This window comes from Alitiscatomonas sp., assembly GCF_037242085.1.
Classification (GTDB): Bacteria; Bacillota; Clostridia; order Lachnospirales; family Lachnospiraceae; genus Alitiscatomonas; species Alitiscatomonas aceti.
This window is the reverse complement of sequence record NZ_JAXXBR010000062.1, coordinates 1-11,198: the sequence shown is the minus strand read 5'-3', so window position 1 is coordinate 11,198 and position 11,198 is coordinate 1. Positions and strand designations below refer to the sequence as shown.

At 52.1% G+C, this 11,198-nt stretch carries 11 protein-coding genes, 1 pseudogene and 1 other annotated feature; of the genes and pseudogenes, 5 read left to right on the top strand and 7 right to left on the bottom strand.

The genetic code is table 11. The features are described 5' to 3' along the window. Positions 1–569 (bottom strand): alanyl-tRNA editing protein (locus WIH05_RS04805; protein ID WP_337425055.1); only part of this gene is annotated, 569 nt, incomplete at its 3' end. A 174-nt stretch (positions 570–743) separates the two neighbouring features. Here WIH05_RS04805 and WIH05_RS04800 point away from each other — a divergent pair. After that, positions 744–1,004 (top strand): hypothetical protein, encoded by a 261-nt coding sequence (locus WIH05_RS04800; protein ID WP_022274656.1) that lies wholly within the window; start codon positions 744–746, stop codon positions 1,002–1,004. 56 nt (positions 1,005–1,060) lie between these two features. Here the strand turns inward: WIH05_RS04800 and WIH05_RS04795 are convergent, their stop codons facing one another. After that, positions 1,061–1,234 (bottom strand): hypothetical protein, encoded by a 174-nt coding sequence (locus WIH05_RS04795; protein ID WP_022274655.1) that lies wholly within the window; start codon positions 1,232–1,234, stop codon positions 1,061–1,063. A gap of 122 nt (positions 1,235–1,356) precedes the next feature. Here WIH05_RS04795 and WIH05_RS04790 point away from each other — a divergent pair, with 122 nt between their 5' ends. Together WIH05_RS04790 and WIH05_RS04785 are read left to right on the top strand one after the other, a co-directional pair. Continuing rightward, positions 1,357–1,794: a hypothetical protein gene (locus WIH05_RS04790; protein ID WP_022274654.1), complete on the top strand. Its 438-nt coding sequence runs from the start codon at positions 1,357–1,359 to the stop codon at positions 1,792–1,794. A 14-nt stretch (positions 1,795–1,808) separates the two neighbouring features. Further along, the gene (locus tag WIH05_RS04785) at positions 1,809–2,099 is read left to right on the top strand and encodes a hypothetical protein (protein ID WP_022274653.1); all 291 of its coding nucleotides are present in this window, start codon (positions 1,809–1,811) and stop codon (positions 2,097–2,099) included. A gap of 115 nt (positions 2,100–2,214) precedes the next feature. Here the strand turns inward: WIH05_RS04785 and WIH05_RS04780 are convergent, their stop codons facing one another. The 3 genes from WIH05_RS04780 to leuS form a co-directional block, all read right to left on the bottom strand. Beyond that, positions 2,215–3,054: a hypothetical protein gene (locus WIH05_RS04780; protein ID WP_022274652.1), complete on the bottom strand. Its 840-nt coding sequence runs from the start codon at positions 3,052–3,054 to the stop codon at positions 2,215–2,217. Positions 3,055–3,154: 100 nt separating this feature from the next. Beyond that, positions 3,155–4,054: a MurR/RpiR family transcriptional regulator gene (locus tag WIH05_RS04775; protein ID WP_022274651.1), complete on the bottom strand. Its 900-nt coding sequence runs from the start codon at positions 4,052–4,054 to the stop codon at positions 3,155–3,157. 175 nt (positions 4,055–4,229) lie between these two features. Next, positions 4,230–6,641: a leucine--tRNA ligase gene (gene leuS / locus WIH05_RS04770; protein ID WP_022274650.1), complete on the bottom strand. Its 2,412-nt coding sequence runs from the start codon at positions 6,639–6,641 to the stop codon at positions 4,230–4,232. Positions 6,642–6,742: 101 nt separating this feature from the next. Next, positions 6,743–6,979: a binding site (T-box leader), on the bottom strand. 177 nt (positions 6,980–7,156) lie between these two features. On the opposite strand from leuS, the gene WIH05_RS04765 reads away from it, so the two are divergent. Beyond that, on the top strand, positions 7,157–7,714 hold the full coding sequence (locus WIH05_RS04765) for an HD domain-containing protein (RefSeq protein WP_022274649.1): 558 nt from the start codon (positions 7,157–7,159) through the stop codon (positions 7,712–7,714). Between the two features lie 342 nt (positions 7,715–8,056). Next, entirely contained in the window at positions 8,057–8,815 is a 759-nt protein-coding gene (locus tag WIH05_RS04760) for a sulfite exporter TauE/SafE family protein (RefSeq protein ID WP_022274648.1), read from the top strand. A 19-nt stretch (positions 8,816–8,834) separates the two neighbouring features. Here WIH05_RS04760 and WIH05_RS04755 read toward each other — a convergent pair whose 3' ends face one another. Together WIH05_RS04755 and fusA are read right to left on the bottom strand one after the other, a co-directional pair. Beyond that, positions 8,835–10,016: a M20 family metallopeptidase gene (locus WIH05_RS04755; protein WP_022274647.1), complete on the bottom strand. Its 1,182-nt coding sequence runs from the start codon at positions 10,014–10,016 to the stop codon at positions 8,835–8,837. A 138-nt stretch (positions 10,017–10,154) separates the two neighbouring features. Beyond that, positions 10,155–11,198: pseudogene (gene fusA / locus WIH05_RS04750) on the bottom strand (elongation factor G); the annotation flags it as partial.

Below are 11,198 nucleotides of genomic sequence, written 5' to 3'. Positions count from 1 at the left end.
CAGACGTCGCCTCCCGGAATAGACACGATCCGCACCGCCCCGGTCAGCTCCTTTTTGCTCCTGTATTCCATGGCGTCCAGCTCATCCTTTTCCGGATATACAGCGGATATCTCCAGATTCTCCCAGATCATTCCATTGGCCTTTTCTTCAATGGCCATCAGATCCCCCCACTCCAGAACTCCGTTGAAATCGATGGTCACCTCATCGGTCCCCATATGAAAGCCCACGTTGTCATAGCCGAACCGCTGGTGGATCAGGCCGGATACCAGGTGCTCTCCAGAGTGCTCCTGCATATGCTGGAATCTCCGGTCCCAGTCGATGACGCCTCTGACCATCTCGCCCACAGGCAGCGGGCCGTCCGTATAGTGGACCACCTGGCCGTCCTTTTCATGGACATCCGTTACCCGGACATTTCCCAGGAGCCCTGTATCCGCCGGCTGGCCGCCGCCCTCCGGGTAAAACGCCGTGGCAGAGAGGGTGATCTCCCATCCCTTTTTCCCCTCCTGGCAGGAAAGGACCTGGGCTTCAAATTCCTTTATATACGCAGAATCATAATACAGCTTGTTCATTGGAATTGCCTCCTCGTTCAGTTTAACCAGTTTCCATTATATCATGTCCTCCCTTCTTTCTCAATTATAACGCCGGGCAAATTTTCCTGGATTTTCAAAATTACAGGAAACTATGACAAGCAGGCCCACATATCATAGGAGTGTAAACAAATAATCCTCTGGAGGACTTAAAACATGAGTGATTTAGCAGCTACAAATTGCGGATGCGGATGCGACACCAACAATACGGCCTGCGGATGTGGATGCGGGAGCAACAGCAACATTCTCTGGATCCTGATCCTTCTCTGCTGCTGCGGCGGACATAGCGGATGTGGAAATAACTGTGGATGCGGCGGAAGCTGCGGATGCGGCTTTGACAACAGCTGCATCTGGATTATCCTGCTTCTCTGCTGCTGCGGCGGCTGGGGAAACGGCGGCGGCTTCTTCTGCTGCTGATCCGTAAGATCCAAAAGGCGGGCGGGCGCTGGTCCTGCCCGCCTTTTTCTGTCCGTTCACCGGGATCCGGTTTTTCCTTCGTCTTCCCGGTCCACCCTCTTCTGCGCCTTTTCCTCCGGCTTCCTGGATCGTTTTCCATTTCCGCCTCCCATCCGGTTTTCCCTGTACCGCTCAAAGTCTTCATCGATCTCGTAAACGCTGTTTCCATCTATAACAAGTCTGTATGACATATGATCCCCTCCTGTCTATCCATACTATTCCCCGATCCCCGATCCCGTGCCAGACTTCCGGTTTCCTGTCATTTTCTCCCTTCCGGCCGCATATATTTTCACCAGTAAAAGGAGGCTTGCCAATGAATGAAAAAGATTTAATGCTGACCGATCTGGACTATGCCATCGGGGACCGCCGCATGCAGATGCTGAAGGCTGCCATCCCCTACATGGAGATCTCACAGCAGCGGGCCCTGTCCATGTTCATCAAATGGAGGGAGCTGGTGCGGACCATGGAATTTTTCAATGAGAACGGAGACGGAATGATGAGTGTCTGTTCCCTGGAGAAGGGCCATACGTCTCCAGCTGATATGCTGGCAGCCGTAAAGCCCTACGCCGGTCCCGGCGAGCAGGAGATCATCGATCTTCTGGTGAACGCGGCATCCTTTAAGGGCAGCAGGAACGGGGCCGGAGGCCGCAGCCCTTTTTCCATGGACCAGCTGATCTCCCTTCTTCCGCCGGATACCCAGTCCAGGCTGGAAACGGTCCAGCTCATGATGCAGACTCTGGGACAGGTTTAATATAAGGAGGTTTTATGAGCAGAGCATTTGAAAATGATCCAAGATTAAAGCATATGGACCCGGGCAGGCTTTCGGCCCTCCAGTCCCTGGCAAAGGAGCTGGAGGCGGCTCCCGGCGATCAAAAAATGGCGGCCTTCCTGTCTGCAAGCCAGAAAGCCGCCAGGGAACACGTATCCTTTTCCGCAGAAGAACAGGATCTGCTGATCCAGATCCTGATGGAAGGCATGTCCGGCGAGGAACGGAAAAAAGCAGAAGCCGTTCGGAAGCTGGCAGGACGGATGCAGAAAACCAGGCCCGGTGCATAACAAAAAGGGGGTGCCGCAGAAACAGGCTGTATAATCCTGTTCCGCAGCATCCCCTTATCAATACCATTTTATAAATATCCTGTTTAACCGTTGTCCAGGGCCGCGCCCTGCCGGATCACATTCCCTCCAGATCCTCCACCTCTCCGGCGATCATGATCCGGGTGTCCTGGTCGATGGACTGGATCAGCATACGCACATGGGACTGGGAAAGCTGGATACCCGAAAAGGTATCGTCCTCGGTGCTGGCCTGCTGGCAGTTCACCACCAGAGCCGGATAAGCATCTCCCTCTGTCTCTGGCTTAAGGATCATCCCATAATTGGAAAAGGCCTTCATTTCACCCAGGCGGACGGCCTCCTTCGTTCCGGGACCTTCCTCCCCGGCCGTATAAATGGCTCCAAAATCTTCATCCTCCGGATCTGTGATCCAGTAATCCTTCTGGCTTAACTGGCGGTAGGAAACCAGGCTTCCCGGATCGCTTTCCAGGCCAAAGGCACTGTCCAGCCGGTATACGCCGTAAATATCCTCGTCCTCTCCGGAGCCTCCGGAAATATAGCAGTTGACGGCAAAAACCTCTCTCCAGCCTCCGTCCGCACATCTGGAATAATAGAAGAGGCGGGAATTTCCAGCCAGCTCACGGCTGGAGGACTGGGCCCTTTTCCCGTTCCGGGTCTGTACAGGGATCTCCTCACTGCTCTCCGTCTCCAGGTTATTGATCACCAGGATCAGGCTTTTTGAATCGCCTGCAATGCCCATCTCGTCGATCCAGCGGCCCTTATCCTGCTGGGTCTTCCATGAAAGATCCACCGGCACCTCATCCTCCCAGAGAGTCTCCGGCTCCAGAAGGATCGTGTCCACTGCCTGCTCCTTCACCGCACCGAAAGCAGGGACCATGAGGACCGCAGATAAAACCAGGGCTGTCACGGCTGTAAGTGATGTATATAAACGCTTATGCATAAATAAAAATCTCCTCCCATCCCGACCATATTACCATACTTTCCACGAAATGTCACTGTCAAATCCTGTCTACCACAAAATTGCCACATTTTAAACAGCCTTATTTTCCATCTCTTCCCCTGGAATCCTTATACATGGAGATGGTACCGATGCTCTCCCGGGCCTCCAGGATCTGGTTCCGCAGCCGGGTGGTATCCTCCGGGCTGCCGACAGCTGTAAAATATGCGATCAGATTGGTCAGCGAGAAAAAACCCAGGACCGAGTTGTAATAATAGAGGTCATGGTTATCATAGGTGAGCACCACCGTTGCATAGGCAGCCACCGGCGATGAGATCTTATCGGTGATCACGATCTGGGGCACCCGCTTCTCATTGAGATATTTTACTGTATTCACCACATGCTTTGCGTACCCTGGGTTACTGAAGATCACTGCCACATCCTCCGGGCCTGCATGGATCAGGTGATCGATGTAGAGGGCGCGGCTCTGGGACCCCAGATCCTCCACCCGGATCCCGATGGTCATGAGCCTCCGGGTCAGATACGCCGTCCCCACTGCTGCCAGCTCGTTTCCAATGGCATAGACCGTGCCGGCCTGGCGGATCAGGGATACTGCCGTCAGCACCTGCTCCAGCCCGCACTGGGAATATGTATTTTTAAGCACCTGAAGCTCGTTGGCCACAAATTCCTTAAACATGGCTTCATGGTCCAGCTCCCTGGTTCCCGTCATGCTGTGGGCACTGGCAGGTCTCAGAGTCTCGTTTCCCAGGAGCCTGGCCTGGAGATGGTCCCGCAGATTCTTTTTCATATCCACATAGCTGTCAAAGCCAAGCTTTCTCGCAAACCTGAGGACCGTCACCTCTGTGACCCCCAGGGCGTTTGCCATTTCCCGCAGCGAATAAAAGCAGGCCTCATCGGGATATTTATACATATAATCTGCGATCCGCTTCTGTACCGGGCTCAGTTCCCCGTATTTCTCATTTACCGCCTCCAAAAAACTCATGGGTCATCCTCGCATCTTTCTGTTTTGTAATCATTATACACAATTTCTTAACAAAAAGTCCAGTATTTTTGTAACATTTTCCCTGTTATGCATAAGAAAATATAAACCTCCATGGACAGACGCAAAGAGGCCGCTGCAAAAGGATTCTGCAGCAGCCCCTCTTTATGCTTTTTAATTATTTCTGCACAATGTTTACGATCTTTCTGGGAACGTATATCTCTTTCACAATGGTGCCTGTGAGCTTATCCTTCACAGCCTCTTTTCCTGCCGCGATGGCCTCCTCTTTGGAGATCTCGGCGGGAACCATGATCACGCCTCTGGTCTTTCCATTGATCTGGACAGCGATCTCGATCTCATCGTCCTTCATGGCCTCCTCGTCGCATTCCGGCCATGTGGCATGAAATACGCTGTCTGTGCCGCCAAGCTCTCTCCACAGCTCCTCGCCCAGGTGGGGAGCAAAGGGAGCCAGCAGGATCACGAAGGTCTTTAAGGTCTCCTTGTCGATTCCGCCCTCTTTCTTTGCCAGCTCGGAAAGCTTGTTGTTGTACTCCATAAAGCCGGAGATCACTGTATTTAAGCTGAACTGGTTAAACCGGGTCTCAATATCGTAGACCAGCTTATGGCGCAGCTTCAGCATCTCCTTTGTTTCCTTCACATCCTTGTCCTTATTGTCAAGGACCAGGTTGTAGAAACGCTTTAAGAACTTGGAAACGCCCTCGATGCCGCGGTCATCCCACTCGGCGTCTAATTCCGGCGGACCCACGAACAGCTCGTACATTCTCAGCGCATCGCAGCCGTAGTCTCTTACCAGATCGTCCGGAGATACCACATTGCCCTTGGATTTACTCATCTTGATGCCATTCTTTCCGGTGATCATACCCTGGTTGAACAGCTTCTTAAAGGGCTCGTCAAAATCCACCACGCCGATGTCATACAGGAACTTGGTGTAGAACCTGGAGTAAAGCAGATGGAGCACCGCATGCTCTACGCCGCCGATGTACATATCCACCGGAAGATACTTGTCTGCCTTCTCCCTGGATACCAGCTCCTTATCGTTTTTGCTGTCCACATACCGTAAGAAATACCAGGAGGAACCGGCCCACTGGGGCATGGTGTTGGTCTCTCTCTTGGCCGGACCGCCGCAGCAGGGACACGTGGTGTTGACCCACCAGTCGATGGCTGCCAGAGGAGATTCCCCGGTGCCTGTGGGCTGGTAGCTGTCCACCTCGGGCAGTGTCAGCGGAAGCTGGTCCTCGGGAACCGGAACGTTGCCGCACTTGGGGCAGTGGATGATGGGGATCGGCTCTCCCCAGTAACGCTGCCGGGAGAATACCCAGTCACGGAGCTTATAGTTGACAGTCTTTCTTCCGATGCCCATTTTCTCGATCATCACCGGCGCCTCTTTTTTAAGGACAGAGGACTCCATGCCGTTCCAGTCGCCGGAATTGATCATGGTACCAGAGGCTTCCGTATAGGCCTCGGTCATATTTTCGATCTCTTTTCCGTCCTTGGCGATGACCTGGATGATCGGGATATTGAATTTCTTTGCAAATTCAAAGTCACGGTCGTCGTGGGCCGGTACGCACATGATGGCGCCGGTACCGTAATCGGCCAGCACATAATCAGACAGCCAGATGGGGACCTTTGCGCCGTTTAAGGGGTTGATGGCGTAGGTTCCTGTGAACACGCCGGTCTTTTCCTTATCCTGGAGACGGTCCACGTTGGATTTCATGGAAGCATCGAAAATATATTTTTCAACGGCCTCCCGGGTCTCGTCAGTAGCCAGGTCCTTTGCCAGCTTATGCTCCGGAGCCAGTACCATGAAGGTAGCCCCGTGTAATGTATCCGGGCGTGTGGTGTAGACTGTGATCTTCTCATCCCGGCCTTCCACAGGGAATTCCACCTCTGCGCCGTAGGATTTTCCGATCCACTCGGTCTGCATCTTTTTAACCTTTTCCGGCCAGTCCAGCTTGTCCAGATCGTTTAACAGCCGGTCTGCGTAGGCCGTGATCTTAAGCATCCACTGACGCAGGTTCTTTTTCGTCACCGGAGTTCCGCAGCGCTCGCAGCAGCCGTTGACCACTTCCTCGTTGGCCAGACCGGTCTTACAGGACGGGCACCAGTTGATGGGGAATTCCTTTTCATAAGCCAGGCCCTTTTTGAACATCTGGACAAAGATCCACTGGGTCCATTTATAGAAGGCCGGATCTGTGGTATTGACCTCCATATCCCAGTCATAGATGGCTGCGATCTCACCGATCTGGCGCTTGATGTTGGCCACATTGGCGGCTGTGGATTTGGCCGGATGCACGCCCATTTTAATGGCGTAGTTTTCAGCCGGAAGGCCGAAGGCATCCCAGCCCATGGGATGGATCACATATTTTCCTTTTAAAAGCTGGTAACGGCTCCACACATCAGAGATCACATAGCCTCTCCAATGGCCAACGTGAAGGCCGCTGCCGGACGGATACGGGAACATATCCAGGCAGTAATATTTTTCTTTTTTTCCATCGTTTACGTTGATGGGATTCTTTTCCCAGTTTTCCCGCCATTTTTTCTCAATGGCGGCATGGTTGTACTGTGCCATGACGATTTCCTCCATTTCCTTTGGTACGGATCACCAGTGTATACGCCTCGCCGGGAACGGAACTTCCCAGTGAAACAAAAATGCCCCAGGTCTCTATCCTTCATAGAGACGTGGGGCTTGATTCACACGCGGTACCACTCTATTTCGTGAAGGCCCTGGGCTTTCACGCACTCATTTCCTGGTAACGGTCGGACCGGCTCTGCCTACCCAGAGACTAAAAAATCCCCTTCAGCATGCAACTCCGAGGCGAGTTCAGAATTTCACGGAAACCGCTTCGCACCACCCAGCGGCTCTCTGGATCCCATTCCGTCCCTACTGCTCCTCTTCTAAGTTTTTGAACTGGAATTTAATGTATCATATTTCGGTTTTTCTGTCAAGTGCCGGAATCCATTGCACCTGCCTGCCTTTGTACGGATGGCTCCCAGCTTTGCTGATCTCACTGTATATTGAGGGAGGCATACAAATATGATAAAATAAGGATGGACAATAAACCAGAATTTGTATGGGAGGGAAACATGGAAGTAAAAGAATTATTAAATGCATTAATTATTGCAGAAAAATTGAAAGATACAACCAGACATTGTTACACATCAAAAGGAAGACATGAAAGTGTGGCAGAACATAGCTGGATGATGACTGTAATGGCTTTTTTTATGAAGAACGAATTCCCAAATGCCGACATGAATAAAGTAATTCAAATGTGTATCATTCACGATTTGGGAGAATGCTTTACAGGAGATATTCCCGCTTTCACGAAAACAAAAGAGCATGAATGTACAGAAGAAAATTTGCTTAATGAATGGGTTGAATCATTACCAGAAGCTACTCAAGTGGAAATGAAAACACTGTATAAAGAAATGGAAGAAAGGCAATCGATTGAATCAAAAATATACAAGGCAATAGATAGCTTAGAAGCATTGATTCAACATAATTTATCTGATATATCAACCTGGTCTGAAAACGAATTCACATTGAATTTAACTTATGCAGATGACAAAGTGGACTTTTCAAAATATTTATCTGATCTAAGGAACGCCATTAGAGTGGATACTATTAATAAGATTAATAAATAAAAACTGACAATTCCAGTTTATCAGGCTGTCCGTGCAGAAAAGCACCTCCCTTCGTCATAGCGGCGGAGGAAGGTGCTTTATTGTTCCGGCCCCTCCGGGAGCCCCTACCGCTTCAAGGCCATCAGCGTCCCCACGATCCCCATGATACACAGAAAGATCGCGGCCATCCTCTTTTGTCCTTTGCTCACGCCTTCAGCCTCCTTTCCTTCCGGTCCCAGGCTGCTCCCCCAAAAGCCCGGTCTGATGATGGATCCAAAATCATTTGACTATTTCCATGAACCAGTTTATGATGGTAAGGCACAAATGATAAAAAACAAAACCACAAGGGGGATTTTTACTGCTATGGAATACGTTCACAATCTGATCTGGCTCTGTCCCATGCTGTTTGTTGCCGGATTCATCGACTCCATCGCCGGAGGCGGCGGACTCATTGCCATGCCGGCCTATATGATGTGCGGAATGCCCATGTATTACGTATATGGATGCAATAAGTTCCAATGTGCCTTCGGAAGCACCGCCGCCGCATATAAATACTTTAAAAGCGGCTGTCTGGATCTTAAGATCACAGCTGTCAGCGCCGTTTCCTCGTTCCTCTGCTCCTTTTTAGGCACCCGGATCATTTTTTACCTCACCGACGCCCAGATCCGGTCCATGCTCATGGTACTGCTGCCCCTGACCGCCGTTCTGGTGATCTTCGTGAAAAACGCCTGGAGCTATACGGCAAAGGAGCAGCCTCTGACAGCGCGGAACATCCTCATGGCCCTGATCACCGGTATGACCATCGGCCTTTACGACAGCCTTTACGGTCCCGGCGGCGGCACCATCGCCATGCTGCTCTTTACATTCCTGTTCCACTATGATATCCGCACCAGCTCCGGGAATGCAAAGATGGTCCTGATCGTCTCCAACTATACCGCCCTCATCAGCTATATACTTTCTGGAAACGTTCCCTTTGCCATCGGCATTCCCTGCGCCGTATGCAACGTCCTGGGAAATTACATCGGCGCAGGCTTTGCCGTGAAAAACGGAGCAAAGATCATCCGGCCTGTGATGATCTGCGTGGTGGTGGTACTGATCGTAAAGCTGCTGCTGGGCAAATAAGGCAGCAGCCTCTGTTCCTTTATTCCATTTCCAGAAATCTTTCCGCGATCTTTACAAACATGGCCGATCCGATCCAGAGCACATCCTCGTCCACATTGAACCTGGGGTTATGATGGGGGATGTCGGTGTGCTTTTCCGGGTTGGAGGAGCTTAAGAACATGAAGGCTCCCGGCACCTGATTGAGGAAATAGGCAAAGTCCTCGCCTCCCATGTTGGGCGCGTCCACACGGTCGATGACGCGGCTCTCCCCGACCACCTCTCTTGCACAGTCTGCTGCCAGAGCCGCCATCTCTGGATCGCTGATCACCGGCGGAGCTCCCCAGATCATCTCATACTCCACTTCACCGCGGAAGGTCCTGGCCGTGGCCTCCGCCACCTCTTTGATCCGTCTGGCCAGTTCCTGGCGGACGTCCTCCTCCAGGGCACGGATGGTCCCCTCGATCAGAGCTTCCGATGGGATCACATTGTATGCGAACCCGGCCTCCATATGGCCAATGGTCAGCACTGCCGGCTTCGTGGCCGCGATCTCTCTGGCAACGATCTCCTGGAGATTGATCACAATATGGGAAGCGATATTGATGGGGTCCACGCCCTTTTCCGGTGTGGAGCCATGACAGCCGTTACCCTTTACCCGGATCACGAATTTATCGAAGGACGCCATACAGCAGCCCGGCGTGCATACCATGGTTCCCGACGGAATGTCTTTAGAAAGTATGGTCCCGATATGGGTGCCGAACACTGCGTCCGCCCCCTGGATCCCGCCTTCCTTTATGGTGCGCTCCGCTCCTCTGGAGCCCTCCTCATCGGTCTGGAATAAAAGGCGGACTGTGCCTGGGATCCGTTCCTTATTTTCACTCAATACCCTGGCTGCTCCCAGGAGCATGGCCGTATGGGCGTCATGGCCGCAGGCGTGCATGATCCCCTCATGCCGGGAGATATATTCCACCTCATTGGCCTCCTGGATGGGCAGGGCGTCCATATCGGCCCGGAGGGCAATGGTCTTTCCCGGCTTTTCTCCCCGGATCTCAGCCATAAGGCCGCTGTCGCTTTTATTTTCAGTAAATGGGATCCCCATTTCTGTCAGCTTCTTTATTACATATGCCTTGGTCTCCGGCAGGTCTCCCCCGATCTCCGGGATCTGGTGCAGGTCCCTGCGCATGGTTACGATCTCATCCTGTAAATCTTTACAAATTTCCCACATATTTTTCTCCTTTTTGTGTCCGTCCACTCCAGTATCTGTGTTCCCGGCCCTGGACGCTCTGCAAAAATCCCCCTCCCGGGATTTCTGAAAATCTTCGTTTTTCTGAAACCCGGGAAGGGGACCGCTTATTTCCGTATCTTAGGATTCGGAAGAATCAAGGCTTGCAGCCCTTGCTTCCACTTCCTTTTTCTGGACATCGCCAGGAGCCTGCTCATAACGGCTGAATTCATAAGAATAAACGCCAATACCGCCGGTCATGGAACGGAGATCTGTATTATAGCCATAAAGCTCCGATACAGGCACGTCCGCTACGATCTCCTGCTTTCCTCCGTGTAAGGAGTTCATTCCCAGAACACGGCCTCTTCTGCGGTTCAGGTCTCCCATAACGTCGCCGGTATACTTATCCGGAACCACGACCTTTAAGGAGGCGATGGGCTCTAAAAGCACCGGACCAGCTTCCATAAAGCCCTTCTTGAAGGCCAGGGTCGCAGCCATCTTAAAGGCCATTTCGGAGGAGTCCACCGGATGGTAGGAGCCGTCCAGAAGAGTCGCCTTGATGCCGACCACCGGATATGCGGCCAGCGGGCCCTTCACGCAGCATTCCTGAACACCTTTTTCCACTGCCGGGAAGTAGTTCTTGGGAACAGCGCCGCCGAATACCTTTTCCTCAAATACATACGGTGTCTCCAGGTCACCGGAGGGCTCAAAGGACATTTTAACGTCACCGAACTGTCCGTGTCCGCCAGACTGCTTTTTATATCTTCCGGGAGCCTCTACCTTTTTACGGATGGTCTCGCGGAACGCAAATTTCGGTTTGGAAAGCTCCACTTCTACCTTATAACGGCTCAGAAGCTTGCTTACAACTACCTCCAGCTGCTGGTCCCCAATGCCGTAAAGGAGGCTCTGGCGGTTCTCCGCATCGTTGACAGCCCGTAAGGTCAGATCCTCTTCCATAAGCTTTGACAGGGCGCTGGAGATCTTGTCCTCGTCTCCCTTTGTTTTTGCTGTATAGCGCATATACGTATACGGTGTGGAGATCTTCGGCTTATGGTAAACGATGGGGGCCGTCCGCAGGGCGATGGTGTCGCCGGTCTGGGTAACGGCCAGCTTGGCAACCGCTCCGATATCTCCGGCTTTTAATTCCGGGACCTCGATCACTTCCTTGCCCCTTAAAACATAAAC

Excerpts from the sequence above, each read along its gene's own strand:
- WIH05_RS04800 (WP_022274656.1), top strand. The coding sequence starts at position 744 with ATGAGTGATTTAGCAGCTACAAATTGCGGATGCGGATGCGACACCAAC.
- WIH05_RS04795 (WP_022274655.1), bottom strand. The coding sequence starts at position 1,234 with ATGTCATACAGACTTGTTATAGATGGAAACAGCGTTTACGAGATCGAT.
- WIH05_RS04790 (WP_022274654.1), top strand. The coding sequence starts at position 1,357 with ATGAATGAAAAAGATTTAATGCTGACCGATCTGGACTATGCCATCGGG.
- WIH05_RS04785 (WP_022274653.1), top strand. The coding sequence starts at position 1,809 with ATGAGCAGAGCATTTGAAAATGATCCAAGATTAAAGCATATGGACCCG.
- WIH05_RS04780 (WP_022274652.1), bottom strand. The coding sequence starts at position 3,054 with ATGCATAAGCGTTTATATACATCACTTACAGCCGTGACAGCCCTGGTT.
- WIH05_RS04775 (WP_022274651.1), bottom strand. The coding sequence starts at position 4,054 with ATGAGTTTTTTGGAGGCGGTAAATGAGAAATACGGGGAACTGAGCCCG.
- leuS (WP_022274650.1), bottom strand. The coding sequence starts at position 6,641 with ATGGCACAGTACAACCATGCCGCCATTGAGAAAAAATGGCGGGAAAAC.
- WIH05_RS04765 (WP_022274649.1), top strand. The coding sequence starts at position 7,157 with ATGGAAGTAAAAGAATTATTAAATGCATTAATTATTGCAGAAAAATTG.
- WIH05_RS04760 (WP_022274648.1), top strand. The coding sequence starts at position 8,057 with ATGGAATACGTTCACAATCTGATCTGGCTCTGTCCCATGCTGTTTGTT.
- WIH05_RS04755 (WP_022274647.1), bottom strand. The coding sequence starts at position 10,016 with ATGTGGGAAATTTGTAAAGATTTACAGGATGAGATCGTAACCATGCGC.